This window comes from Leisingera aquaemixtae, assembly GCF_006740765.1.
GTDB lineage: Bacteria > Pseudomonadota > Alphaproteobacteria > Rhodobacterales > Rhodobacteraceae > Leisingera > Leisingera aquaemixtae.
In genome coordinates this window covers 619,267-640,859 of the sequence record NZ_CP041159.1, presented here as the reverse complement: position 1 = coordinate 640,859, position 21,593 = coordinate 619,267, and the positions used below count along the sequence as shown (strand labels likewise).

The 21,593-nt window shown below is 64.6% G+C and carries 23 protein-coding genes, 1 tRNA gene and 1 riboswitch; of the genes, 16 read left to right on the top strand and 8 right to left on the bottom strand.

What is annotated here, in order from left to right; all coding sequences use genetic code 11:
- The first annotated feature begins 1 nt into the window (after position 1).
- The 7 genes from R2C4_RS04795 to cobF all read left to right on the top strand — a co-directional run bounded on the left by R2C4_RS04795 (position 2) and on the right by cobF (position 5,034).
- A complete protein-coding gene (locus R2C4_RS04795) occupies positions 2-1,321 on the top strand; it encodes a cobyrinic acid a,c-diamide synthase CobB (RefSeq protein WP_141889788.1) in 1,320 nt (439 codons plus the stop codon).
- Positions 1,318-2,052 carry a uroporphyrinogen-III C-methyltransferase gene (gene cobA, locus R2C4_RS04790; protein WP_141889787.1) on the top strand — a complete coding sequence of 245 codons (735 nt, stop codon included), beginning with the start codon at positions 1,318-1,320 and terminating at the stop codon, positions 2,050-2,052. The genes R2C4_RS04795 and cobA overlap by 4 nt, the downstream gene beginning before the upstream one ends.
- Entirely contained in the window at positions 2,049-2,384 is a 336-nt protein-coding gene (locus R2C4_RS04785; RefSeq protein ID WP_141889786.1) for a DUF1636 family protein, read from the top strand. The genes cobA and R2C4_RS04785 overlap by 4 nt, the downstream gene beginning before the upstream one ends.
- Positions 2,385-2,519: 135 nt before the next feature.
- Positions 2,520-2,731, top strand: a riboswitch (cobalamin riboswitch).
- Positions 2,732-2,765: 34 nt separating this feature from the next.
- A complete protein-coding gene (locus tag R2C4_RS04780; RefSeq protein ID WP_082649410.1) occupies positions 2,766-2,936 on the top strand; it encodes a CbtB domain-containing protein in 171 nt (56 codons plus the stop codon).
- A gap of 4 nt (positions 2,937-2,940) precedes the next feature.
- Positions 2,941-3,639, top strand: a complete 699-nt coding sequence (locus R2C4_RS04775; RefSeq protein ID WP_141889785.1) for a CbtA family protein — start codon at positions 2,941-2,943, stop codon at positions 3,637-3,639.
- A gap of 65 nt (positions 3,640-3,704) precedes the next feature.
- Positions 3,705-4,208, top strand: coding sequence for a hypothetical protein (locus tag R2C4_RS04770; RefSeq protein ID WP_141889784.1), 504 nt, complete (start codon positions 3,705-3,707; stop codon positions 4,206-4,208).
- Positions 4,209-4,281: 73 nt separating this feature from the next.
- On the top strand, positions 4,282-5,034 hold the full coding sequence (gene cobF, locus R2C4_RS04765) for a precorrin-6A synthase (deacetylating) (protein WP_141889783.1): 753 nt from the start codon (positions 4,282-4,284) through the stop codon (positions 5,032-5,034).
- Positions 5,035-5,084: 50 nt separating this feature from the next.
- Here the strand turns inward: cobF and R2C4_RS04760 are convergent.
- A tRNA-Ser gene (locus R2C4_RS04760) sits at positions 5,085-5,174 on the bottom strand.
- A 238-nt stretch (positions 5,175-5,412) separates the two neighbouring features.
- On the opposite strand from R2C4_RS04760, the gene R2C4_RS04755 reads away from it, so the two are divergent.
- From R2C4_RS04755 to R2C4_RS04725, 7 genes are read left to right on the top strand one after another with little or no spacing between them, the layout of a single operon-like run.
- Positions 5,413-6,324 (top strand): SPOR domain-containing protein, encoded by a 912-nt coding sequence (locus tag R2C4_RS04755; protein ID WP_141889782.1) that lies wholly within the window; start codon positions 5,413-5,415, stop codon positions 6,322-6,324.
- Complete coding sequence (locus tag R2C4_RS04750) at positions 6,308-7,522, top strand: D-alanyl-D-alanine carboxypeptidase family protein (RefSeq protein ID WP_141889781.1); 1,215 nt, start codon at positions 6,308-6,310, stop codon at positions 7,520-7,522. Before R2C4_RS04755 ends, R2C4_RS04750 begins: the two co-directional genes overlap by 17 nt.
- Positions 7,519-8,166 (top strand): dTMP kinase, encoded by a 648-nt coding sequence (gene tmk, locus R2C4_RS04745; RefSeq protein ID WP_141889780.1) that lies wholly within the window; start codon positions 7,519-7,521, stop codon positions 8,164-8,166. Before R2C4_RS04750 ends, tmk begins: the two co-directional genes overlap by 4 nt.
- Positions 8,163-9,281: a DNA polymerase III subunit delta' gene (locus tag R2C4_RS04740; protein WP_141889779.1), complete on the top strand. Its 1,119-nt coding sequence runs from the start codon at positions 8,163-8,165 to the stop codon at positions 9,279-9,281. The genes tmk and R2C4_RS04740 overlap by 4 nt, the downstream gene beginning before the upstream one ends.
- Positions 9,282-9,315: 34 nt before the next feature.
- Complete coding sequence (locus tag R2C4_RS04735; RefSeq protein ID WP_141889778.1) at positions 9,316-10,125, top strand: TatD family hydrolase; 810 nt, start codon at positions 9,316-9,318, stop codon at positions 10,123-10,125.
- On the top strand, positions 10,125-10,922 hold the full coding sequence (locus tag R2C4_RS04730) for an MBL fold metallo-hydrolase (RefSeq protein WP_141889777.1): 798 nt from the start codon (positions 10,125-10,127) through the stop codon (positions 10,920-10,922). The genes R2C4_RS04735 and R2C4_RS04730 overlap by 1 nt, the downstream gene beginning before the upstream one ends.
- A 50-nt stretch (positions 10,923-10,972) precedes the next feature.
- Positions 10,973-11,905: an AEC family transporter gene (locus R2C4_RS04725; RefSeq protein ID WP_141889776.1), complete on the top strand. Its 933-nt coding sequence runs from the start codon at positions 10,973-10,975 to the stop codon at positions 11,903-11,905.
- 123 nt (positions 11,906-12,028) lie between these two features.
- Here the strand turns inward: R2C4_RS04725 and R2C4_RS04720 are convergent, their stop codons facing one another.
- From R2C4_RS04720 to R2C4_RS04695, 6 genes are all read right to left on the bottom strand, one after another.
- Entirely contained in the window at positions 12,029-12,721 is a 693-nt protein-coding gene (locus R2C4_RS04720; RefSeq protein ID WP_141889775.1) for a GntR family transcriptional regulator, read from the bottom strand.
- 146 nt (positions 12,722-12,867) lie between these two features.
- Entirely contained in the window at positions 12,868-13,770 is a 903-nt protein-coding gene (locus R2C4_RS04715) for a hypothetical protein (RefSeq protein ID WP_141889774.1), read from the bottom strand.
- Positions 13,771-13,848: 78 nt separating this feature from the next.
- On the bottom strand, positions 13,849-15,222 hold the full coding sequence (locus R2C4_RS04710) for a hypothetical protein (protein WP_141889773.1): 1,374 nt from the start codon (positions 15,220-15,222) through the stop codon (positions 13,849-13,851).
- Entirely contained in the window at positions 15,212-15,913 is a 702-nt protein-coding gene (locus R2C4_RS04705; protein WP_141889772.1) for an FkbM family methyltransferase, read from the bottom strand. The genes R2C4_RS04710 and R2C4_RS04705 overlap by 11 nt, the downstream gene beginning before the upstream one ends.
- Entirely contained in the window at positions 15,910-17,478 is a 1,569-nt protein-coding gene (locus R2C4_RS04700) for a class I SAM-dependent methyltransferase (protein WP_141889771.1), read from the bottom strand. Before R2C4_RS04700 ends, R2C4_RS04705 begins: the two co-directional genes overlap by 4 nt.
- 110 nt (positions 17,479-17,588) lie before the next feature.
- A complete protein-coding gene (locus tag R2C4_RS04695; protein WP_167510240.1) occupies positions 17,589-19,865 on the bottom strand; it encodes a glycosyltransferase family 2 protein in 2,277 nt (758 codons plus the stop codon).
- Positions 19,866-20,205: 340 nt separating this feature from the next.
- Here R2C4_RS04695 and mobC point away from each other — a divergent pair, with 340 nt between their 5' ends.
- Both mobC and R2C4_RS04685 read left to right on the top strand, forming a co-directional pair.
- Positions 20,206-20,562: a plasmid mobilization relaxosome protein MobC gene (gene mobC, locus R2C4_RS04690; RefSeq protein WP_244940779.1), complete on the top strand. Its 357-nt coding sequence runs from the start codon at positions 20,206-20,208 to the stop codon at positions 20,560-20,562.
- Positions 20,559-21,077 carry a relaxase/mobilization nuclease domain-containing protein gene (locus R2C4_RS04685; protein WP_141889770.1) on the top strand — a complete coding sequence of 173 codons (519 nt, stop codon included), beginning with the start codon at positions 20,559-20,561 and terminating at the stop codon, positions 21,075-21,077. The genes mobC and R2C4_RS04685 overlap by 4 nt, the downstream gene beginning before the upstream one ends.
- Here R2C4_RS04685 and R2C4_RS04680 read toward each other — a convergent pair.
- On the bottom strand, positions 20,987-21,313 hold the full coding sequence (locus R2C4_RS04680; RefSeq protein ID WP_208764521.1) for a hypothetical protein: 327 nt from the start codon (positions 21,311-21,313) through the stop codon (positions 20,987-20,989). The genes R2C4_RS04685 and R2C4_RS04680 overlap by 91 nt on opposite strands.
- Positions 21,314-21,593: the final 280 nt, after the last annotated feature.

Genomic DNA, 21,593 nt, shown 5'->3' with positions numbered 1-21,593 from the left:
CATGACAAATATGAACCCTCCCGGACTGATGATCTCGGCGCCCTCCTCTGGCACTGGCAAGACCACCGTAATGCTGGGCCTTCTGCGGGCGCTGGCCGAGGACGGGCTGACCGTGCAGCCCTACAAGAGCGGGCCGGATTATATCGACCCGGCCTTCCACCTCGCAGCGGCCAAACGGCCCAGTTTCAACCTGGACACCTGGGCGATGGACGGCGCGCTGCTGGATGCAGTCACCAGCCAGTCGGCAGGGGCGGAAATCTGCGTCGGTGAAGGCTCCATGGGCCTGTACGATGGTGTGGCGACGCGCGGGCAGTCGGGCTTTGGCTCCTCTGCCGAGACCGCCAAACGAATGGGCTGGCCGGTGGTGCTGGTGATCGACGTGGGCGGCCAGGCGCAGTCGGCGGCGGCAACCGCGCTGGGGTTCAAGAATTATGACCCGGAACTGCCCTTTGCCGGTGTCATTCTGAATCGCGTCGCCAGCCCCCGGCATGAGCGGCTGACGCGGCTGGGGATGGAGAAAGCAGGCATCAAGGTGCTGGGCTCCCTGCCCCGGCGCGGCGATCTGGCGCTGCCGGAGCGGCATCTTGGCCTGATCCAGGCGGTGGAACATCCCGATCTGGAAGCCGCCATCGCTGGCTATGCGGCCTTTCTGCGCGAGAATGTCGATCTCGACGCGATCAAGGCAGCAGCCCTGGCGGGTCCCGCACCCGCGCAGGCCAGTCTGCCGGAACCGCCCGCCCAGCGCATTGCGCTGGCCCGCGATGCGGCGTTTTCCTTCACCTACCCGCATCTTCTGGAAGGCTGGCGCGCGGCGGGGGCAGAGATCCTGCCGTTCTCGCCCCTGGCGGATGAGGCCCCTGCGGCGGATGCCGATCTGGTCTGGCTGCCCGGCGGCTATCCGGAACTGCACGGGCCGGCGCTGGCGGCGGCGGAGACCTTCCGCGCGGGCGTGCGCAAACACGCCGAGACCAAACCGGTGCATGGCGAATGCGGCGGCTACATGGCCTTGGGCGAGGCGCTGATCGACAAGGCAGGCAACCGCCACCGGATGCTGGGCCTCTTGGGTCTTGTGACCTCCTATGAGAAGCGCAAGTTCCACCTCGGCTACCGCCGCGCCATTCTGCAGGCGGGGATGCCGGGCTTTGGCGCAGGCACCGCCCTGCGCGGCCATGAATTCCATTACTCCACCATTCTGGAAGAACCCGACGCGCCCTTGGCGCAGGTCATGGATGCCGACGGCGGCCCGGTGCCCGAGACAGGCTCGATCAAGGGCAACGTCACCGGCACCTTCTTCCACCTGATCACGGGAGAGCGCGCATGAGCGGGTTTGTCTCCTTTGTGTCCTCCGGCCCCGGCGACCCGGAGCTGCTGACCGTCAAGGCGGTGAAGCGGCTGCAGGCGGCGGATGCGATCCTGTTCGACGACCTGTCGTCGGGGCCGATCCTGAGCCATGCCCGCGCCGACGCCGATCTGGTGGGCGTCGGCAAGCGGGCCGGCCGCCCCTCGCCCAAGCAGGACCATGTGAGCCAGCTTTTGGTCGATTACGCCCAGAGCGGCCTTAACGTGGTGCGGCTGAAATCCGGCGATTCCGGTGTCTTCGGACGGCTGGAGGAAGAGATCACCGCCCTGCGTGCGGCCGGCATCGGGTTCGAGATCGTGCCGGGCGTTACCGCGGCCTCGGCGGCGGCGGCGGCGGCGAACATTCCGCTGACCCGGCGGCTGACCGCGCGGCGGCTTCAGTTCATCACCGGCCATGACGTGACCGGCGGGCTGCCCGATGACCTCAACATGGCGGCGCTGGCCGACCCGCACGCCACCACCGTGGTTTACATGGGCAAAAGCACCTTTGCCGCGCTGGCGGAGAAGCTGATGGAGGCGGGACTGCCCGCGGACACCCACGCGCTGGTGGCGCTGGGGGTCTCCACGCCGGAGCAGAAACTGTTTTGCCACAATGTAGGCGAACTGCCCGCGGTGCTGCGCGCGATGGAGACCAAGGCGCCGGTGCTGATCCTCTACGGGCCGCTGGCCGACCAGGAACTGCCCGGCGCATGAGCCTGCCCACCCTCACCCTGTGCCGCACTTGCCGCGACGCGGACCCTGCCCTGTTCGGGCAGCTCGCCGCGGCGCTGGAAGCGGCCGGGGTGAAGGTGCGGCTGCAGCAGGCGGACTGCATGTCCGGCTGCCAAAGGCCGCAGACTCTGGCGGTGCGGCAATGCGGCAAGACCGCCTATCTGTTCGGGGAAATCACCGCCGGGGATCTGCCGGACATCCTCACCTTCCTGCGGATGTACGGCGACAGTCTGGATGGCAATTTTGCCGATGCCCGGCCGCTGGGCCAGCTGCGCTTCAAGGCGATTGCCCGCATCCCGGCTGATCTCGGCTGATCCGCCCGCGGCGGGCAGCGGCACATTCTTTTCCCGCGCCCTGGTGCGCCTTCCCTCAACCAGGAATCCTGTGCCCCGTGACGCGGAAGCACTCCGGATTGGCGGTTTCGTCCTTGACCAGACTCAGCCGCGCGGGGCATTACCAACGGATACGGTGTCTGATGGTGCCTAAGCACTGGGACTGAAACGGGAATGAGGACGGTGGACCAAATCGCGGCACCGAAGCCTCAACCGCCCCCGCGACTGTGAGCGGCGAGCGGCCTGCCATTACCACTGGCGCAAGCCGGGAAGGAGGCAGGCAGCAGCGACCCGCGAGTCAGGAGACCGGCCGTATGGGAACGCAACTTATACCGTCGGGTGTGACGGTGAGGAGGACAAGAAATGACGACCAAGACGCTTAAGGCTTCTGCCGCTGGCACCAGTGTAATTCCGGCTCTGTTTGCCGTGGTTCTGGGGCTGGGGATCATCACGCTGACCGGCCATGTTCAGGCATCCGCCCTGCATGACGCCGCGCATGACGTGCGCCACGCAACCGGCTTCCCCTGCCACTAAGGCCATGTTCAGTCGCATTCTGACCAGCGGCCTGTTCGCTGGTGCTGCAGCAGGGCTGATTACCGCCCTGCTGCAGCTGTATTTCGTGCAGCCCGTGCTGCTCCACGCCGAACTCTATGAGGGCGGCGAGCTGGTGCATTTCGGCGCTGACCCCGTAACCGCGCATCCCGACCTGCCCGGCCTGTTCGCCGAGCCTGTGCGCGATGGCCTCAGCATCGTCTTCACCATGCTGACCTACACCGGTTATGCGCTGGTGATGGCGGCGCTGATGTCCGTGGCCGAGCGCCAGGGCCATGAGATCAGCGCGCGCACCGGCCTCTTGTGGGGTCTCGCGGGCTTCATCACCTTCCACTTTGCGCCCGGCCTGTCGCTGGCGCCGGAAGTGCCGGGTGTCGCTGCCGCTGACGTCGGTGCGCGCCAGATCTGGTGGACGATCACCGTCGCCGCCGCCGGCGTGGCCATGTGGCTGATCGCCTTCGGCGGAAACCTGGTGAGCTACCTGATCGCGGCCCTCTTGCTGATGGCCCCGCATATCATCGGCGCGCCCGAGCCCGAGAGCTTCTCCGGCCCGGTTCCGACCGAGATCGGCGCACTGTTTGCCGCCCGCGCCTTTGGCGTCGGCATGGCCGCCTGGGTGCTGCTGGGAAGCTTTGCCGGATACTTCTGGCAGGCAGAAGGCAAACGCGCAGAAGCTGCCGCCTGATCCTAGCCTGACATGATCCCCGCCGGTCCCAACCGGCGGGGACTTTCATTTCCAAGGATTCCGATATGTCCCGCTCTCTCGCTCTTTTCGCCATCGGCCTGGTGTTCGGCGGCGGCGCCGGTTTTGTGATCGCCGCCGGCAATGGCGTGACCTTTGACGGCCATGACCACGGCGACCCGGCGCACCACGGCGGCACTTCTGCCGGAATGGCGGCGCATGACCATTCCCAATCGGTCAGCCTGCCCGCAGGCCCGGATGCCCCCAGCGTTGCCATCCAGCTGCACAAGGACCCGATGACCGGCTGGAACCTGCAGGTGATCCCGCAGAACTTCCGCTTTGCGCCCGAGAACGCCTCCGCCGCGGACGCGGACGGCGAAGGCCATGCGCATGTCTATGTGAACGGCGAAAAACTCGCCCGGCTTTATGCCGGCTGGATGCATCTGCCCGCCCTGCCCGGCGGAGCCGAGGTCACGGTCTCGCTCAACACCAACAGCCACAGCCAGCTGGTGGTCGACGGCCAGCCGGTGGCGGCCACGCTGACCGTGCCGGCAGGCGGCGAAGGCTCCTGACCGCCATTCCAGGCTTGCAACACCAACGGCGCGGCTCCATAGGGGGCCGTGTTTTCACGTGAAAGGCCCCGTCATGATTGAGCTTTCCCTGATTGGCATCGGCACCGGCAACCCGCAGCACATCACGCTGCAGGCGATTGAGGCGCTGAACGCGCAGGATCTGATCCTGATCCCCAACAAGGGCGCGGGCAAGGACGACCTGGCCGGGCTCAGGCGCGAGATCTGCAACCGCGCGATCAAGGGCGATGGCCCCAAGATCGTGGAGTTTGTCCTGCCGGTGCGCGACGAGGCCACCAAAAGCTACCGCAAGCGGGTGGACGACTGGCACGACGCCATCGCACAGATCTGGTGGCAGACCATCACCGCCAACCTGCCCGACGGCGGCAAGGCCGGGTTTCTGGTCTGGGGCGATCCGTCGCTATACGACAGCACCATGCGGATTGCCGAGCGGCTGAAGAAGCTGGCAGAGATCAAGCTGACGGTGATCCCGGGCATCACCTCGATCCAGGCGCTGACCGCGGCGCATGCCATCCCGGTCAATGAGATCGGCGCGCCCTTCACCATCACGACAGGCCGCCAGCTGCGCGAAAACGGCTGGCCGGACAGCGCGGATACGCTGGTGATCATGCTGGACGGCGAGTGTTCCTTTCAGGCCATTGGCCCGCAGGGGGTAGAGATCTTCTGGACCGCCTATGCCGGGATGGAGAACCAGATTTCCGTCGCCGGGCCGCTGGCGGAGGTCTCGGACAAGATCATTGCAACCCGCGCCAAGGCGCGTGCAGAGCATGGCTGGATCATGGATATCTACCTGCTGCGCAAGGGCTGAGTCCGGCGGCGCACCTGCTGGCGTCTGATGGGCAAGGCTGCTGGGCTGAGTGGCGGGGAGACAGGGATTCGAACCCTGGGAACGCTCTCACGTTCAACGGTTTTCAAGACCGCCGCATTCGACCACTCTGCCACCTCCCCGGTCCGTCAGCGGTTTAGGATGCAACGCTGGGCGAGGCAAGCGGAAATCCGTGCCGCAAGAGAAAACTGCAGCCCCCCGCCGGCCGCGCGGATTTATGCCGTCCTCGCGGGTTTCCCTTGTGCCGCTGCCTGTCAGGGTTTTCATGGCCGGATGTGCAGGCTATCATGCGCCAACCAAGAAGACCGGGCATTCCGGCGGGGGCGCAGAAGCGCCGCGGGCACAGGCAAGGATGAGAGCATGAAAGACACCATGTCGAAAGCAATGACGGCCCCGCGCGCCGCCGCGGCGGCCGTGGGCCTGCTGCTGCTGGCAGGCTGCGAGGACGGGCCGAAACTGGGCTTTCTGCAACCCAAACCCAAGGCCGAAGGCGCCGTCCAGGCCTCCAGCAGCACCAAGCTGGTGGAGCGCGACGTGGAAGCGCCCGAGGTGTTTCAGGTGACTGAAGCGGGCCTGTGGGACGGCCGCCCCTCGATCGGCGGCGTCTGGGTGGCGCATCCCGATACCAAGGATCCGGAGCGGGTGATCATCCGCAACAATGCCAACGGCCAGTTCGTGATCGGCGCGCTGTTCCGGCGCGAGCGGGAAATCCCGGGGCCGCGGCTTCAGGTCTCTTCCGATGCGGCGGCGGCCCTGGGCATGCTGGCCGGGGCGCCGGTGGAGCTGAACGTGACCGCCCTGCGGCGCGAGGAAATCGCGCCGGAACCGCAGTTGGAAGAGCAGGCAGGCGATGGCGCCGCGCTGCCGGAGGCCGCGGATGTGAATGAGGCCGCGCTGGCGGGCAGCGCGATCACCGAAACCCAGCTGGACCCGATCACCGGCGCGGCTGCCGCAATTGACGCCTCCGCCCCGGCGCAGGCCGTGCCTGCCACGGCCGAGCCTGCCGCGGCCCCTGCCCCCAAGCCGCAGAAATCGGCGCTGAACAAACCCTTTATCCAAATCGGCATTTTCAGCGTCGAGGCGAACGCCAAGCGGACCGCCAACGTGATGCGCAGCGCGGGCATGGTGCCGGTGGTGCGGGAACAATCCTCCAGCGGCAAGACGTTCTGGCGCGTGCTGGTCGGCCCGGCACAGAACAAAACCGAACGCAGCCAGCTGCTGAAAAGCGTAAAGGAAACCGGATTTGCGGATGCCTATGCTGTCACTAATTGAACGAAACACCATTTACTTGCGCCACGCTCTGAAATCTTCGCTGCGGCTGGCGCTGGCGGCGGGCCTTGCGCTCAGCCTGCCAGCGCTGCCGGCTGCGGCCTTTGATACCAGCGCGCGCGCGGCTTATGTGCTGGATGCGGGCACCGACACGGTGCTGTTGTCCAAAAACTCCGATGTGCCGCTGCCGCCGGCCTCCATGTCCAAGCTGATGACGCTCTATGTGGCGTTTGAAGCCCTGCGCGACGGGCGGCTGACGCTGGACGAACGGCTGCCGGTGAGCGAGCACGCGATGAGCTATGGCGGCTCCACCATGTTCCTGGACACCACCGACCGGGTCCGGGTCGAGGACCTGCTGCGCGGCATCATCGTGCTGTCGGGCAATGACGCCTGCGTGGTGATCGCCGAGGCGCTGAGCCCCGATGGCACCGAGGCCGGCTTTGCCCGCTACATGACCAAGCGGGCCGAGGATCTGGGCATGACCGCCTCGACCTTTGCCAATTCCAACGGCTGGCCTGCCGCCGGGCACCGGATGTCGGTGCATGATCTGGCGGTCCTGGCCGAGCGGCTGATCGAGGACTTCCCGGAATACTACCCGCTGTTTGCCGAGACCACGTTTGAATTCGACGGCCGCGCGCCATCCAACATCCGCAACCGCAACCCGCTGCTACGGCTGGGCATCGGTGCCGACGGGCTGAAAACCGGCCACACCGAGGAAGCGGGCTATGGCCTGGTCGGTTCCGCCAAACAGGGCGACCGGCGGGTGATTTTCGTGGTCTCGGGCCTCGACACCGAGCGCGGCCGCGCAGAGGAGGCGGAAGCCATCGTTAACTGGTCGTTTCGCCAATTTACCAAAAAGACCGTCGCCAAGGAGGGTATCGCCATCGCCGAAGCCGAGATTTGGCGGGGGGCCGAGCAATCGGTAGGGCTGGTGCCGGCCAAGGATCTGGAAATCCTGCTGCCGTCGCTGTCGGCCAACACTATCCAGGGCGAAGTCGTCTATAACGGCCCGATCGAGGCACCGGTGAAGAAGGGCCAGCGTCTGGCGGAACTGGTGCTGCAGCCGGAGGAACTGCCGGAGGTGCGGCTGCCGCTGGTGGCGCAAAGCGACGTGCCCGCGGGCGGCTTTGTGGTGCGGGTCAAGACCGCGGCGCAGGTGCTGATCAAACAATTCCTGACCGGTCCCGAGGGGGCACTGTGACGGCGGGCGGCAAGCGCGGGTTGTTCATCACCTTCGAAGGCATCGACGGCTCCGGCAAATCGACGCAATGCCGGCTGCTGGCCGAAGCCCTGCGCGCGGCGGGCCGCGATGTGGTGCTGACGCGGGAGCCTGGCGGCTCCCCCGGCGCGGAGGAGATCCGCAGGCTGGTGCTGGAGGGCGATCCTGACCGCTGGTCGGCGGAAACTGAGCTGTTGCTGTTCATGGCGGCGCGGCGGGACCATCTGGAGCGCACCATCGAACCCGCCCTGGCGGCGGGCAAGGTGGTGATCTGCGACCGTTTTGCCGACAGCACGCGGATGTACCAGGGCCTGTCCCGCGGCGACCTGCGCGCGGCGGTGGACCAGATGCACAGGCTGATGATCGGGCGCGAGCCGGACCTGACGCTGCTGATCGATATGGACCCGGCCGAGGGCTTGGCCCGCGCCAAGGGGCGGCAGGGCAAGGAAGAGCGGTTCGAGGATTTCGGCGTGGAACTGCAAGAAAAGATGCGCGCCGGTTTCCTGGCGCTGGCGCAGGAGTTTGCGGACCGTTTCCGGGTGGTCGATGGCGCCCGCCCGGTCGAAGACGTGGCCGCCGACGTGCGCAGGCTGGCAGAAGACGCGCTGGAAGGAACCGCGACATGAGCGCTGGCGACGAGCTGCCGCGCGCCGACCAGGCCGAGGGCGCGCCGCACCCGCGCGAAACCCGGCAACTGATCGGTCAGGAGGCGGCGGAACGCGATTTCCTGACCGCCTACACCTCCGGCCGCCTGCACCACGGCTGGCTGCTGACCGGCCCGCAAGGGGTCGGCAAGGCGACGCTGGCCTGGCGGATTGCGCGGTTTCTGCTGGCCACGCCCCCGGCGGAAGACGGGCTGTTCGGCGCCCCGCCCCCGCCGCAGACGCTGGACATTGACCCCGAGCATCCGGTCTCGCACCGGATTCAGGCGCTGGCAGAACCCGGTCTGGCGCCGATCACCCGCTCCTACGACGACAAGGGCAAGCTGCGCAGCCAGATCGTCGTCGACGACGTCCGCAAGCTGAACCGGTTCTTCGGCCTGTCGGCCACCGATGGCGGGCGGCGGGTGGTGATCGTGGACGCCGCCGACGACATGAACGTCAGCGCCGCCAATGCGCTCTTGAAGATGCTGGAGGAGCCGCCGGCGCGCACCACGATCCTGCTGATCTCGCACCAGCCCTCGCGCCTGCTGCCGACAATCCGCTCCCGCTGCCGCACCCTGCGGCTGGGCCCTTTGTCTGCCCCGGACATGGAAGCTGCACTGGCGCAATCCGGTGTCGAGCTGCCGCAGAACATGGACAATCTCGCGGCCCTCGCGGGCGGGTCGGTCGGCGCGGCGCTGCGGCTGATCAATCTGGGCGGGCTCAAGATCTATGCCGAGCTCGTGCAGATCCTCGATTCAATGCCGCGGCTGGACCGGCAGCGCGCGATGGCCTTGGCCGAAGCGGCGGCGCAGCGCGGCGCGGCGGAGCGGTTTGAGCTGCTGTTGTCGCTGACAGAGATGGCGCTGGCCCGGCTCGCGCGCACCGGCGCAACCGGCGCGCCGCCAGCGCTTGAAGCGGCACCGCAGGAAGCGGCGATGCTGGCGCGGCTGTCTCCCGATCCCCGCAAGGGGCGCGCCTGGGCCGACCTCGCAGCGGAAGTGACCGCCCGCGCCCGCCACGGCCAGGCGGTGAACCTTGACCCCGCGGCGCTTGTCCTAGATACGGTTTTCAAGATGCAGGAAACCGCGTCGCGCTAGGCTTTGGCGCGGCGCTAGCGGCACCAGAGGATACATGACCGAGACGCCCCCCCAGATCACCGACAGCCATTGCCACCTGGACTTTCCCGACTTCGAGGGACGGCTGGACGAGGTGATCGCCAGCGCGGCTGAGGCTGGCGTGTCACGGATGGTGACGATCTGCACCAAGATCAAAAACGAGCCCTCCGTGCGCGCGATTGCCGAGGCGCATGCGCCGGTGTTTTATGCCGCGGGCACCCACCCGATGAGCGCCGCGGAGGAGCCGATGGTTACGGTGGACGAACTGGTGGCGCTGGCCAAGCACCCGAAATTCGTCGGCATCGGTGAGACCGGGCTGGACTATCACTACACCGCGGACAGCGCCGATGTTCAGCAGGAGTCCCTGCGCGTCCATATCGCCGCCGCGCGCGAGACTGGCCTGCCGCTGATTGTCCACGCCCGTGCCGCCGACGACGACATGGCGCGCATCCTGGGCGAAGAGATGAAGAACGGCGCATACAGCTGCGTGATGCACTGTTTCTCCTCCTCCGCAGAACTGGCCAAGGCGGCGCTGGACCTGGGCTTCTACCTGTCGATGTCCGGCATCGCTGCCTTCCCCAAAAGCCAGGAGCTGCGCGACATCTTTGCTGCCGCCCCGGTGGAGCGCATCCTGGTGGAGACCGACGCCCCCTATCTGGCGCCGCCGCCCTATCGCGGCAAGCGCAACCAGCCGGCCTATACCGCCTTTACCGCCAAGGCGGGGGCGGAGGTGTTCGGCATGGACTACGCCGATTTTGCCGCGCAGACGCAGGCGAACTTTGACCGGCTGTTCTGGAAAGCCGCCCAGTATGAGGCCGCCGCCTGATGGCAGAGATGCGCTTTACCATCCTCGGCTCGGGCTCCTCGGGCGGGGTGCCGCGGATTGGCGGCCACTGGGGCGACTGCGACCCGCAGAACCCGAAGAACCGCCGCCGCCGCTGCTCGATGCTGGTGGAGCGTGACGGGCCGGGCGGAACCACCTCGGTGCTGATCGACACCACGCCGGACATGCGCAGCCAGCTGCTGGATGCGGAGGTCAGCCGCCTGGATGCGGTGGTTTACACCCATTCCCATGCCGACCACCTGCACGGGATCGACGATTTGCGCATGGTCTATTTCAACATGCGCCAGCGGATCCCGGTCTATGCCGACGGGGCAACCCAGAACGACCTGCTGAACCGCTTCGGCTATGCCTTTGCGCAGCCCGACAACTCCCCCTATCCGCCGATCCTGGACCTGAAGACCATCGGCGGCCCGTTCACCATTCACGGGCCTGGCGGCGGCATCACGTTCCGCCCGTTCGAGGTCAGCCACGGTTCTATCGACGCGCTTGGGTTCCGCATTGGCGGGCTGGCCTATTTGCCGGATGTGTCGACCATCCCCGACAGTGCCCTGCCGGAACTGGAAGGGCTGGATATCTGGATCCTGGACGGCCTGCGCCGCACCCCGCATCCCACCCATTTCAGCTATCAGGAAGCGCTGGAGTGGTTCGAAAAGATGGCGCCCAAGCGCGGCATCATCACCAACATGCATATCGACATGGATTACGCCACGGTCGAGGCCGAGACCCCGGACCATATCACCCCCGCCTACGACGGGATGGTGATCCGGATGGAGGTCTGAAGGGGCGCACCTCAGCGCCCTTTTTCTTTTGAGGGATTTGAGGAAGCAGCGTGTTTCAAAGCCTGATTGACGTCATCCTGCCGGTGTTTCTGGTTGTCGGTGCGGGCTATGCCGCCACCGCCAGGGGGGTGCTGAGCCAGGACCACATCGAAGGGGTGATGAAATTTGCCCAGGGCTTTGCCATTCCCTGCCTGCTGTTCAAGGCGATGGCGGAACTGGACCTCTCTGCCAGTTTCGATCCCCGGCTGCTGGCAAGCTTTTACACCGGTGCCTTCACCTGCTTTCTGATTGGCGTCTTTGGTGCCCGGATCCTGTTCAAACGGGACTGGGAAGACTGCATCGCCATCGGCTTCTGCTGCCTGTTCTCCAACTCTGTGCTCTTGGGCCTGCCGATCACCGAGCGCGCATTCGGCCCGCACAACCTGACCGGCAATTACGCGATCATCGCCTTTCACTCGCCGTTCTGCTACGGCGTCGGCATCACTGCGATGGAATTTGTGCGCAACCGCGGCGCTGGCGGGATCAGGACCGTGGCCTCGGTGCTGAATGCGATGTTCCGCAATGTGCTGATCCTGGGGATCACGCTGGGGTTTGCGGTCAACTTGTCGGGGCTGACCATTCCGCTGGTGGTGGATGAGGCCCTGTCGCTGATCATCCGCGCCGCCCTGCCCGGCGCGCTGTTTGCCCTGGGCGGGGTGCTGGTGAAATACCGCCCCGAAGGCGATATGCGGGCGATCCTGTTTGTCTGCTTCACCTCGCTGATGATCCACCCGAGCATTGTCTGGACCATGGGATCGGCGCTGGCACTGCCGCAGGATCTGTTCCGCTCGGGCGTATTGAACGCCGCGATGGCGACCGGGTTCAACGGCTATATCTTTGCCAGTATGTACGGGCGGGCCAAGCGGGTGGCGGCCTCGTCGGTGCTGATTGCCACCGGGGCGAGCATCCTGACCGTGTGGTTCTGGCTGCTGATGCTGAGCTGACAGAAAGGTCAGCACCTCTGCCGCAATGTTTCGCGCGCGAAACATTTGGACAGAAAACCTGACCTTATTCTTCAGATTTCATTAAGGAATTTCCGGCGCCCGCAAACGGCCGGCCCAGCCCCCCTACTCGTCCGGCACGTACAGCTGGGAAAAGGCGATGCGGACAGCCTCCGTCGCTTCCTCCCGGCGTTTTTCGATATGGCTGCGCATGGCCGCCGCTGCGGCCTGCGGGGCGCGGGCGGCGATGCCTTCGGCAATCTGCCGGTGCGCCGAGGCGTCCCCCGGCGCCTTGCCCCCGGCCCGGTCGCGCATGCGCTTGAGGTCAATGAGCCGGATATAGCGGGTGCGGCCGTTGAGGTTGTTGAGGATGCGCTGCAGCTCGCTGTTGCCGGAGAGCTGTGCGATGCGGGCGTGGAAGCTTTCATCCATCGCCAGAAGCGCCTCCGGGCCGGTGGCGCTTTCGTACTTCGGCTCCATCCGGTCCAGGTCATCCGCCAGCGCCGCGATATCCTCGTCCGAGGCCCGTGTGCAAGCCAGCCGGACAGCCTCGCATTCCACTGCCACCCGGGCCTCGTACAGGTCCATGATATAGCTGGGGGTCAGCGGGCGGCAGAAGAAGCCGCGGTTGTTCTGGAAGGTCAGGAACCCTTCGGCCACCAGCCGGTTCAGCGCCTCGCGCAGCGGTGTGCGGCTGGCGCCCAGCACCTCGGACAGCGCGCTTTCGTTGATCCGCTGATCCGGCTTGAAGGCAAAATCCGCCGCCATCCGGCGCAGGGCTTCATATACCCGCTCCACATTGCTTTCGCGTTTGGCCATGTTCCCGCCGTTCGTTCAATCCGCCGTGCAGAGTACGGCAGCGGCCGGCCCCGCGCAAGATTGAGTTCGAAGCTGCATACAGTTACCGCGCCGTTGAAGCCGGGCAGCCTGAACCGCCGCCGGAGGGCGGCGCGGATGTCCGGGTCTCAGGACAGGAACGTGACCCCCGGCATCCGGCGGATCAGTTCGGTGTCGGCCATGTAGGTCTCCCCCATCGCATCCACCAGCGGCTGCGACCAGCCCGGCAGGTCGATCTCCTCCTCCACCGCCTCCTCGGAATGGAAGTAGGTCAGGAACAGCTCATGCACCCGCTCCCGCTGCTCTTGGGACAGGCCGGGGCGGCTGGCGAGATAGGCCTCCAGCCGCTCGTACCCCTGCTCGGAAATGATGCCGCGGGTGATGTCCAGCGCGCCGCTGAAGCGAAAACTGCCGCCGAGGCCGGTCACGTCGCCCAGGATGGCGGGCCAGATCACCGGGGTTTCCTCATTGCACCAGACGGTCAGGCGGCAGCCGGGATTGTGCTCCAGAATGTCCGTAACGACATCGGACCAGCGCAGGTTCAGGAAATCCGTGCGCCCGGCGAATTGCTCCCATGTTCTGCCAGACTGCGACCGGAACACAGGCCCGATCAGCGTGGCCGGGTCGCGCAGGCCCAGGAAGAACTCGCACGGGTTGCCGGGAAACGCGTGCCGCAGGGCGGCGGTGTTCTTGCCCGCGTTGCGGAACAGGCGGCCGCCGCTGAGCATCCAGCCGGGCATCCCCAGAAAGGCCGAGTTGGTCAGGATGAGGCGGGACACGTCCTGATCCTTGACGATCGAGGCCAGCAGCGCCTCGCGCTCCTGATCCGTCACCGGCCCCCTGTCCTGCTTGTGCATCAGCTTGGTGACGGCGGTCACATAGGTGCCCGGACGGCGGATCAGCACGCCGCGGTCCAGCAGCGGCTGCGCATCCTTGCGCAGCGACCAGGTCAGCTGGCCGTTGTCGGTATTGGGGGCCCCGATGTGAAAGGCGAGGGTAATGTCCCGCATGGTGCTGTCTGCCTGGTTCATTGTCCTGTCCGGCCGCTGCCTGGTGTCCTTTCTGCGGCAGCGGCCCGGTCCGGCCTGCTGCACCGCTGTTTGCGCGGGTTAGAGCCGCGCCTTCAACCGGCGGAAGAACCGGTCGTCCCGCTGGCGCAGAATATAGTCGCAGACCCGCTGCGCAAGCCGGGGATGGCCGCGGTCCAGCGCCAGGTTTGCCAGCTCCCGCTGGAAGCGGGGAAAGCTGTGCCGTTTGCGCAGCAGGCGGTGGAACTGGTGCGCCGTCAGCCCGCCTGCGATGGCATCGCGGGCAATCTCCTGCAGGATGCCCATCTGCTGCAGCGAAGAGCCCAGCCGGTGCCCCAGCAGCGGACAGCGCCACAGCCTGACATTTTCCCCGGTGAAGCGGGCGGCATGGGCCGCGTCCGGCGCCACATAGGGATCGAACATGATATGCACCTCGCCCGCCGCCTGACTGGCCTGCGCGGCGTCCCCGAAGGGCCCGGAGAAATCCCGGTCCCAGACCTTCTTGTAGCGCATCTCCCAAGGCACCAGGGTCTTGTCGAGGGTGGATTGCGGGCTGATTGCAAACACGATCGACCCCGGCGCCGCGGCAGCATAGGCCGCCGCCGCATAGCCGCCCATCGAGGCGCCGTAGAACACCACCCGCGAAAACTGCGTGAAAAATCCGCTGTCGCGCAGCGCCTCGAACTTGCGGGTGACTTCGGGGTGCCGGAACCAGCTCCAGCCATTGGCCATCACCCCCAGCATCGACCAGCCCTGCGCCTCGATAAAGCCATACCCCCAAGGCCGCCGGTCATCCCGCTTGGTCATTGCGATGTCGAGGTTGTCGAAGGTGACCACCAGCGTCTTGCCGCGCGGCATGAACAAAAAGGAATGCTCCTCCAGCGCGTCAAAGAAACCTTCCTTGCCGGCGAGCGCCTGCGCGGTCTGCGCCCAGCCTTCAGCAGGCTCCGCATCCTCCTGCGGCTCGACAGAGAGCACCGCAAGCCCGTTGCAGCCGTCCTCCGGCAGTTTCAGCGTATTACAGCCGCCGTAAGATTTGAGAAACGGATAGCTGCCGGAGCCCTTGCGGATTTCAAAGACGGCGCGGCTGAGCGGATGCAGCGCCCGGTCTAGCACGTATTTAAGCTTCCGGGGCGCGTGAACGGCGCCGAAACCCTTCAGCGACATCAGGACATCATACTGTCTCAGCCTGTGCGGCTGATCGACCACACGGACGGCCTCGCGGTCGACCCCGCCCAGTTCGAGCCGGGACAGGTATTCTGCCAGCTTCGCCTGTGGAAGAGGGACAAAGGCGCCGCTGCCGTCGAGGCTGACAACGTCGATGGAGCAGCCGTACCGCTGGTGCAGCAAGACGGCCAAACCGGGGGCCTCGCCATTCACATCCGCAACACTTTCGACCTCATCCGCATCCAAGGCGGGGAGAACCGTTTGGTAGTCGAAACCGTTATCCAGCATACTTTTTCAACTGCCATTTTGGAATGCGCCGGAACAGGATCGAGCCGCCGCGACTGACCTGCTGGTCATAACAAAAGCCGCTCTGCGACAGCGCGTCAAAACACTGCTTTATCCCAATTCTCTTAATTTTTCGCGTATGGATCTCCAGGAATATCTTGTCGATCCCGCTCAGATCCGCCGGCGCGAACAGATCGCGCTCGCCGCCTTCGATGTCCACGATTAGCGTGTTGGCCTTGAAGTCCCGGATCAATTTCGACAGGCGGAAGCCCGGAACTTCGATTGCCTTGAGGTAAGGCTCCTCCCCATCCAGCGAAGAAGACCAGAATTGTTCGCGGACATAGAAAGACACCGGGGCTTCGGCTGCCGCATCATTCAGGGCAACGCAGTTTCGCACCTGCGCTGATTGCAGGCCGTTCAGTTCGTGGACGCTGCGGATAAAGGCGCAGAGCGTTGGATCGGCCTCGACACAGAGCACGTTTTCGACCCCGAGATTGACGCCCAGGAACGAAGAAATGAATCCGATCCCGGCCCCCAGCTCGATCACGCGGTCGTCCTTTTCCAGAAACTTCGGAGTGCCAGAGACCTCATCCAGCTCATAGCGGTCCTTGCGGATTGCGCGTTCGATCTTTGAGGTGATGACGCCCGGATCCAGCGGGATTTTCACCCCGTGCGTTTCAAGCATTTCCGTCATTTCTGCTGTGCCTTCCGGGTCAGAACGGTGGAGTATTTTCCGTGCTTTGCCAGCACCTCGACAGCGCCGAAGCTTTTCATCGCGCCGATGCCGCCGGAGCCTTTGCGGATATCCAGCACGATACCGCCGCCCTTGCTGATCTGATTGCGGAACAGATCCTCGTAAGCGCCTACAGGATAATGGAAACCGCAAGACGCCAGGCTGATGACCAGGTCAAAGCTGCCCAGCGCCGCGGTGTCTTCGGTGTTGGGATTGAGGGTGGTGATCTTCTCCGCCGGAACGCCGTTCTTCTCAAGGAATGCCCGGGCGGTTTCCAGACTGGTATAGCCTGCCCCTTCGCCCTGAAAGCCGAAATGGCGGCCATTGCCGTCTTCGATGTCGATCAGCACGATTTCGCAGCCATAGCGGCGATGCAGCAGAAGGCTGGCAAACGCATAGCCGCAGCCGATGTCGGCGGCGCGCTTGGGCGCGATGGCATCGGTGGCGGGAAAAAAGAAGCTGCATTCCCGTTCCGCAATCCGGATCGAACCTTGCAGGATACGGTCCCGCTGCGCCCGGGCTTCCCCCAGCAGGAGCGCCTCGTCGCCTGCCATCCAGTCCCTGATGGTCTGGCCGGAGCGTGCCAGCTCGGAACGCTGCAGCAGAATGTTGGCCGCATCCCGGTCGCTGAACATCGAAAAGTCCAGGGTGGCCGGGTCCATCGCATCTGCACTGGCCTCCTCCGGGTCGGGGGCGGGCTGCAGCAGGTGGCGGGTTTTTTCCGCGTCAATCCGGTGCTTGGCCAGCAGTTCGTGCACATAACACCCCTCGGCCGGCACGCCGCCGTATTTGGCGGCGATATTGCGGAAGCGGCGGCCCCAGAAGTGGATCGAGAGGGTATCGCTGCGGATGTGGTCCCGCGCCTGGTTCGGGCGGTTCGGGTTCAGCACCACGCCTGCCCGCTTGAACGGCACCGGATAAATCACATGGCCCGGGCGGGAATGAGAGATTTCCCCGGTTTCCTGCAAGAACCAGGTCAGCGCATCCGGCCCCCAGACGCCCCAGGGCAGCAGCGAGACGTGAACCCCCTGCCCGGCGTCCTTGAGCGCCTGCAGCTCAGCCTGTTTCTGCGCGCTGTACCAAGGTGGGATGGAGTATTCGTCGCTGGTGAACCGCAGCATCGCCTTGAGCGTCTTGGAGGTCTTGGGCAGCCGCAGCACGCCGTTATTGACCATCGGCTTGTTGTCGGAGATCCAGCCGTGGAAATGCTTGCCCTTGATGTCCCAGGGCTGGCAGCAATAGGCATCGGTGTCGGCCCAGATATAATCGGTCTGGCGCAGCATATGCAGCCGGAAGATATCGGCATGATAGGCCGGGCTGCCGGTCTTGGCGTGGCGGATGATGCGCTCAGCGGGCAAGATGGCGCTGGCATCAGCCACCTGCACGCCATCGGGCACGCCTTTGACCCCCTCATAGGTGAACAGGATCACCTCATGCCCATTGTCCAAAAAGGACTGCAGGCAGAGCTGTTCGAGCCAGCTGAGCTCAGCGCCCACCCAAAGTGACGCAATGGCCGGAAGTGCCATGATACCTGCCCCTTATAAAACCTGATACGCTGGCCGCTTAACCGCGCCTTATTGTTACCGAAAATTACCCCGCCGCCAGAAGGCCTGTCAATCTGCCGGGGCCGCAAGGCCTAATGTGTGGTTTCCCCGCGCGCCACCGTGAACCAGAAGTCGCTGTCCGGATCCTTCCCGGCGATCTCGTCCGGGATCACGCCGGGGCCGCTGAGGAAAACGTTGGCGCCGAAATGCGCGTGCATCCGCGACAGCTTGCGCAGCTTGTCCCCGGTCAGTTCGCGAAACAGCTCCTGCATGTCATCCCGGGTCTTCAGCTCTTCGATCTTCTCGCGGTGCTTGCGGCAGGAGTATTCATGCGCCGCCGCGATCTCCGGATCCGCCAAGAGCCGCGCCATCTCCGCCTCCAGCGCCGGGATCATGCGCTGGATCGAGCGTTCCTCCTCGGCGTTGTTGTTCATCCGGAACCAGTAGGACAGACCCTGGTCGCGGTCGACGTGGTTCACCCGGCCGCGGTCGCGCTTGACCAGGAAGCTTTCGGCGCTGCGCACCGCATAGTGGTTCAGCTGCACCAGGTCATAGCCATAGGTGCTCATCGAAGAGCGCCAGCCGTTGCGGAACATCTCGCGCGGCATGTCCCGGCCGGAGCCGTTGATCCAGCGGATGTCCTCCCACAGCTGCGGCTTCAGCCCCTTGGGCCGGTGGACCCCCAGTTTCTTGAAGATGCCAGAGTTGCGGAACAGCGTCTTGAAGCCCCAGGCCTGATGCGGCTTGCGGGTCACCTCAAAGGCGCAGCGGGTGAAATCGCGCAGGATCAAACCGCCGGTGAAATCGCGCACGTCGTTATTGCCGAACAGCCGCCAGGTCATCGAGATCATGTTGGCATCGCCCGCCGCCGCGAACAGGTCGGCCAGCCGGCCCGCGCCGCGTTTGATGTTGATGAATTCATCCACATCCATGCAGACCAGCCAGTCGGCATCCTTGATAACCGCTTCATCCTCCGCCGCCTGCAGGGCCGCGTGCTGCGGTTTCAGGCCGGAGCCCCGGAACGGGTTTTCGCGGTGCTGCACAAGGCCCTTTTGCTGCAGCATCTGCAGCATGGTGTCGGTGCCGTCGGTGCAGTCGTTGGTGTAGATCAGAAAATCATCCACCCCGATCACCCGGTGATAGGCCAACCACTCCAGGATGAAGGGGCCTTCGTTTTTCATAGTGGTGACAATGGCGGTCCTGGTCTTGCTGCCGCTGCGCTCGACCGCCTGTTCCTCGGGGATGCGCACGGGGTTGGCGCCGAAGTACCCCGTGGCCAGCTCCAGCAGGTCCGGGGTTTCCACCAAGCTGGTTTTCGGCACGATCCTGGACACCGTTTCGGTGGGATGGCGCAGCGCCATGCAACGGTAGAACCGGAGGCCGTCCGCGGGGTCCGGCACAGCCCCCACAACCCGGATCAGGCGCCAGACGCAGTTCGCTGCGGCCTTGGCCGGGGCCAGGCACCAGCGGGGGCGCACACCAGCGGCGTCAAACTGGGTGCAGATATGGTCCGCAAACGAAGCCTCGCTGTCCTTGCGCACCCGCCAGGGGTAGGCCTGCACCCCGCCTAGCCGCACACATCCGCTGGGGGCCTCCGCCGCGCGGTCAAAGACACTGGGGCCGCCGCCGGGGGCCAGCAGATCAAACAAGTCGATATTGGCCACCGCCCGGGCCCGTGCCAGAAAGCGCGCGCGCAGGATCTCGTAGATCAGGAATTCCCCCAGCGGCGCGCGCCAGGGATCTGCGGGCGGGATCTCCATCCGGTCCTTGCCCGGCGCGCCCGGCACGTTGAAGGGGTGCGCCTCCTCCGGCAGTCCGTCCTTGCCCAGGGGCAGTTTGGAATGCACCACCACAACCCGCTGCAGCCCCTTGATGCCCGCCGCCTGCTCCCGCAGGGACTGAATGAACAGCCGGCTCTCCTGCGGCGGCGCCCGGTCGAGGATGACCGCGCCTTGCAGGCCATGCTGCGACGCGTGAAACCGCAGCCATTCCACTGCCGTCTGCACCGTTTCGCCATTGCGCACCGCGGCCAGCACATTCAGGCCCGCAAACAGCTCCGTCTCATCCGGGTGCAGGCCGGTTTCAAACCGCGTGCCGTCAACGGAAACCGCAAGCGGGCTGCGCCCGTCCTGGATCTCCACGTCCAGAACAGGTGCCCCGCCAAAGTTGTGCAGGATCGTTTTGCCGGACCCGGAAGGTATTCCAAGCGCCTGCGGCGGCGTGCCGGATTTGAAAAACAGCCGGGCAAGGCGGCCCTTGCCGCCGGGCATGTCTACCGCGTCCAGCAACACAGCCTGCTGCAAGGACAGCGCGCAAAGCTCGCGTTCAAGGATCCTGCTGTCGGGCTTCCCGTTGTCTGGACTGGACATACTGCTGCTTCACTTTGGGGCGTTATTGGCCCCGGAAGCCGCGCCCCGGGGCAACTGCGCTTATAACCGGCCCGCCAATGTGCCGGAACCAGGAAACGCCGCAGCCCGCCGCCAAATCCGCCGGCCACTGATATTCCAGCAACAGGCCAGCCACGCGCAGCGCCGCACCGGGCTGCGAAGGGGGGTATGATTTTCTTGAAAAGTTGGTGCGGTCGAGAAGAGTTCCACCAAACTCTATCCTCAGCGAGTCGCAACCCGATTTCAACGATATTTTTCAGGAACTTGAGCGATGGAACGACATCCTCAAAGATGACAGGAACATTTTGCGGGGACCAAAGCCATGAGCCGCCCTGCCCCGTTTTCCCTGCGCCTTACACCAGAAGAACGATCTCAGCTTGAAGCCCAAGCTGGGGGCATGCCGCTGGCGTCCTATATCAAGTCCGTGGTTTTTGCCGACGAAGCTCCAAAATATCGTAGTCGGCGGAAACCACCTGTTGCGGAGCAACAGCTATTGGCGGAAGTGCTAGCACGCCTTGCCCAGACAAAGCACGCCAACAACCTCAACCAGATCGCCAAACATCTAAACCTCGGCACATTGGTCATCGATCCTGAATTGGAGGATGATCTCAAACGCGCCGTGGCTGAAGTCGCATGGATGCGTGCAACTCTGATGAAAGCTTTGGGGGTGAAGATATGATCCTCAAAGGTTCGCAACGTGCGGGTGCAAAGGCGCTCGCAGATCACCTTATGAATGAACGTGACAACGATCATGTCACCTGTTTAGAGTTGCGTGGATTTTCATCTGATCAACTTCATGATGCGTTGGCTGAGGCCTACGCCATTTCAAAGGCCACCCGCTGCAAACAGTTCATGTTCTCCCTGAGTTTAAACCCGCCCACAGATCACAACGCTACCGAAGACGAGTTTCTTGAGGCCGCAGATCGCGCAGAAAAGACACTGGGACTGGATGGCCAGCCCCGCGCCATTATCATGCATGAAAAAGAAGGTCGTCGTCATGCTCACGTGGTCTGGTCACGTATCGATGGTGTTGAGCTGAAAGCGATCAACCTTCCGAACTTCAAGAACAAGCTCCGGGATTTGTCTCGTGATCTGTTTCTTGATCATGGCTGGGTATTGCCTGACGGGCTATCCTCGGGGTCAAATCCGTATCCGATCTCACCAACAGCGATGATGAAGATTTTCTTCTGGTAATCTTCCCACTCATCGCAGGCCGTGAAGTAGCCGCCGATATTGGCCTGATTGATGCCCCATGCCTTGGCCAAGGCACAGTCGATGTCATCACCATCGATGAACTGGATTTCGTATTCTACGACGGATTCCCAATGGGCATTCATGTGCCGCTTGGAAATGGTTTGGTACTCCTCAAAGCTTTCAAAGTAAAAACCGATTGCGTCTAGGTCATATGGTTGTGCGTGTAGTTGCGGCATGTCTTTTCTCCTCTCGTATCTGACGGGTTGTGCATGCAACCGTCTGGCTTCCGCCGAGGAGCTGGGGTGCAAGGATCAAAGGTGCCGTAGGCGGGACCAGAACCACGCGGAGCTGCAATGCATATGAAGCGAGCATGGTGAGGACCCACCCTTTGAACCGCGCGGGGACGGCAGTCCTAGTCAGTCATGGGGGTATTGGGGGAGCGGACAGGTTCCCCTGATTGCATATCAAACGCGCTAGCGCATGACATGCGCTGGTATGCGAAATCAAAAAGAGAAC

Excerpts from the sequence above, each read along its gene's own strand:
- R2C4_RS04685 (WP_141889770.1), top strand. The coding sequence starts at position 20,559 with ATGATCCTCAAAGGTTCGCAACGTGCGGGTGCAAAGGCGCTCGCAGAT.
- R2C4_RS04780 (WP_082649410.1), top strand. The coding sequence starts at position 2,766 with ATGACGACCAAGACGCTTAAGGCTTCTGCCGCTGGCACCAGTGTAATT.
- mobC (WP_244940779.1), top strand. The coding sequence starts at position 20,206 with ATGAGCCGCCCTGCCCCGTTTTCCCTGCGCCTTACACCAGAAGAACGA.
- R2C4_RS04705 (WP_141889772.1), bottom strand. The coding sequence starts at position 15,913 with ATGACGGAAATGCTTGAAACGCACGGGGTGAAAATCCCGCTGGATCCG.
- cobF (WP_141889783.1), top strand. The coding sequence starts at position 4,282 with ATGATTGAGCTTTCCCTGATTGGCATCGGCACCGGCAACCCGCAGCAC.
- R2C4_RS04755 (WP_141889782.1), top strand. The coding sequence starts at position 5,413 with ATGAAAGACACCATGTCGAAAGCAATGACGGCCCCGCGCGCCGCCGCG.
- R2C4_RS04785 (WP_141889786.1), top strand. The coding sequence starts at position 2,049 with ATGAGCCTGCCCACCCTCACCCTGTGCCGCACTTGCCGCGACGCGGAC.
- R2C4_RS04720 (WP_141889775.1), bottom strand. The coding sequence starts at position 12,721 with ATGGCCAAACGCGAAAGCAATGTGGAGCGGGTATATGAAGCCCTGCGC.
- R2C4_RS04775 (WP_141889785.1), top strand. The coding sequence starts at position 2,941 with ATGTTCAGTCGCATTCTGACCAGCGGCCTGTTCGCTGGTGCTGCAGCA.
- R2C4_RS04695 (WP_167510240.1), bottom strand. The coding sequence starts at position 19,865 with ATGTCCAGTCCAGACAACGGGAAGCCCGACAGCAGGATCCTTGAACGC.
- cobA (WP_141889787.1), top strand. The coding sequence starts at position 1,318 with ATGAGCGGGTTTGTCTCCTTTGTGTCCTCCGGCCCCGGCGACCCGGAG.
- R2C4_RS04730 (WP_141889777.1), top strand. The coding sequence starts at position 10,125 with ATGGCAGAGATGCGCTTTACCATCCTCGGCTCGGGCTCCTCGGGCGGG.
- R2C4_RS04715 (WP_141889774.1), bottom strand. The coding sequence starts at position 13,770 with ATGAACCAGGCAGACAGCACCATGCGGGACATTACCCTCGCCTTTCAC.
- R2C4_RS04680 (WP_208764521.1), bottom strand. The coding sequence starts at position 21,313 with ATGCCGCAACTACACGCACAACCATATGACCTAGACGCAATCGGTTTT.
- R2C4_RS04740 (WP_141889779.1), top strand. The coding sequence starts at position 8,163 with ATGAGCGCTGGCGACGAGCTGCCGCGCGCCGACCAGGCCGAGGGCGCG.
- R2C4_RS04700 (WP_141889771.1), bottom strand. The coding sequence starts at position 17,478 with ATGGCACTTCCGGCCATTGCGTCACTTTGGGTGGGCGCTGAGCTCAGC.
- R2C4_RS04750 (WP_141889781.1), top strand. The coding sequence starts at position 6,308 with ATGCTGTCACTAATTGAACGAAACACCATTTACTTGCGCCACGCTCTG.
- R2C4_RS04735 (WP_141889778.1), top strand. The coding sequence starts at position 9,316 with ATGACCGAGACGCCCCCCCAGATCACCGACAGCCATTGCCACCTGGAC.
- R2C4_RS04770 (WP_141889784.1), top strand. The coding sequence starts at position 3,705 with ATGTCCCGCTCTCTCGCTCTTTTCGCCATCGGCCTGGTGTTCGGCGGC.
- R2C4_RS04710 (WP_141889773.1), bottom strand. The coding sequence starts at position 15,222 with ATGCTGGATAACGGTTTCGACTACCAAACGGTTCTCCCCGCCTTGGAT.
- R2C4_RS04795 (WP_141889788.1), top strand. The coding sequence starts at position 2 with ATGACAAATATGAACCCTCCCGGACTGATGATCTCGGCGCCCTCCTCT.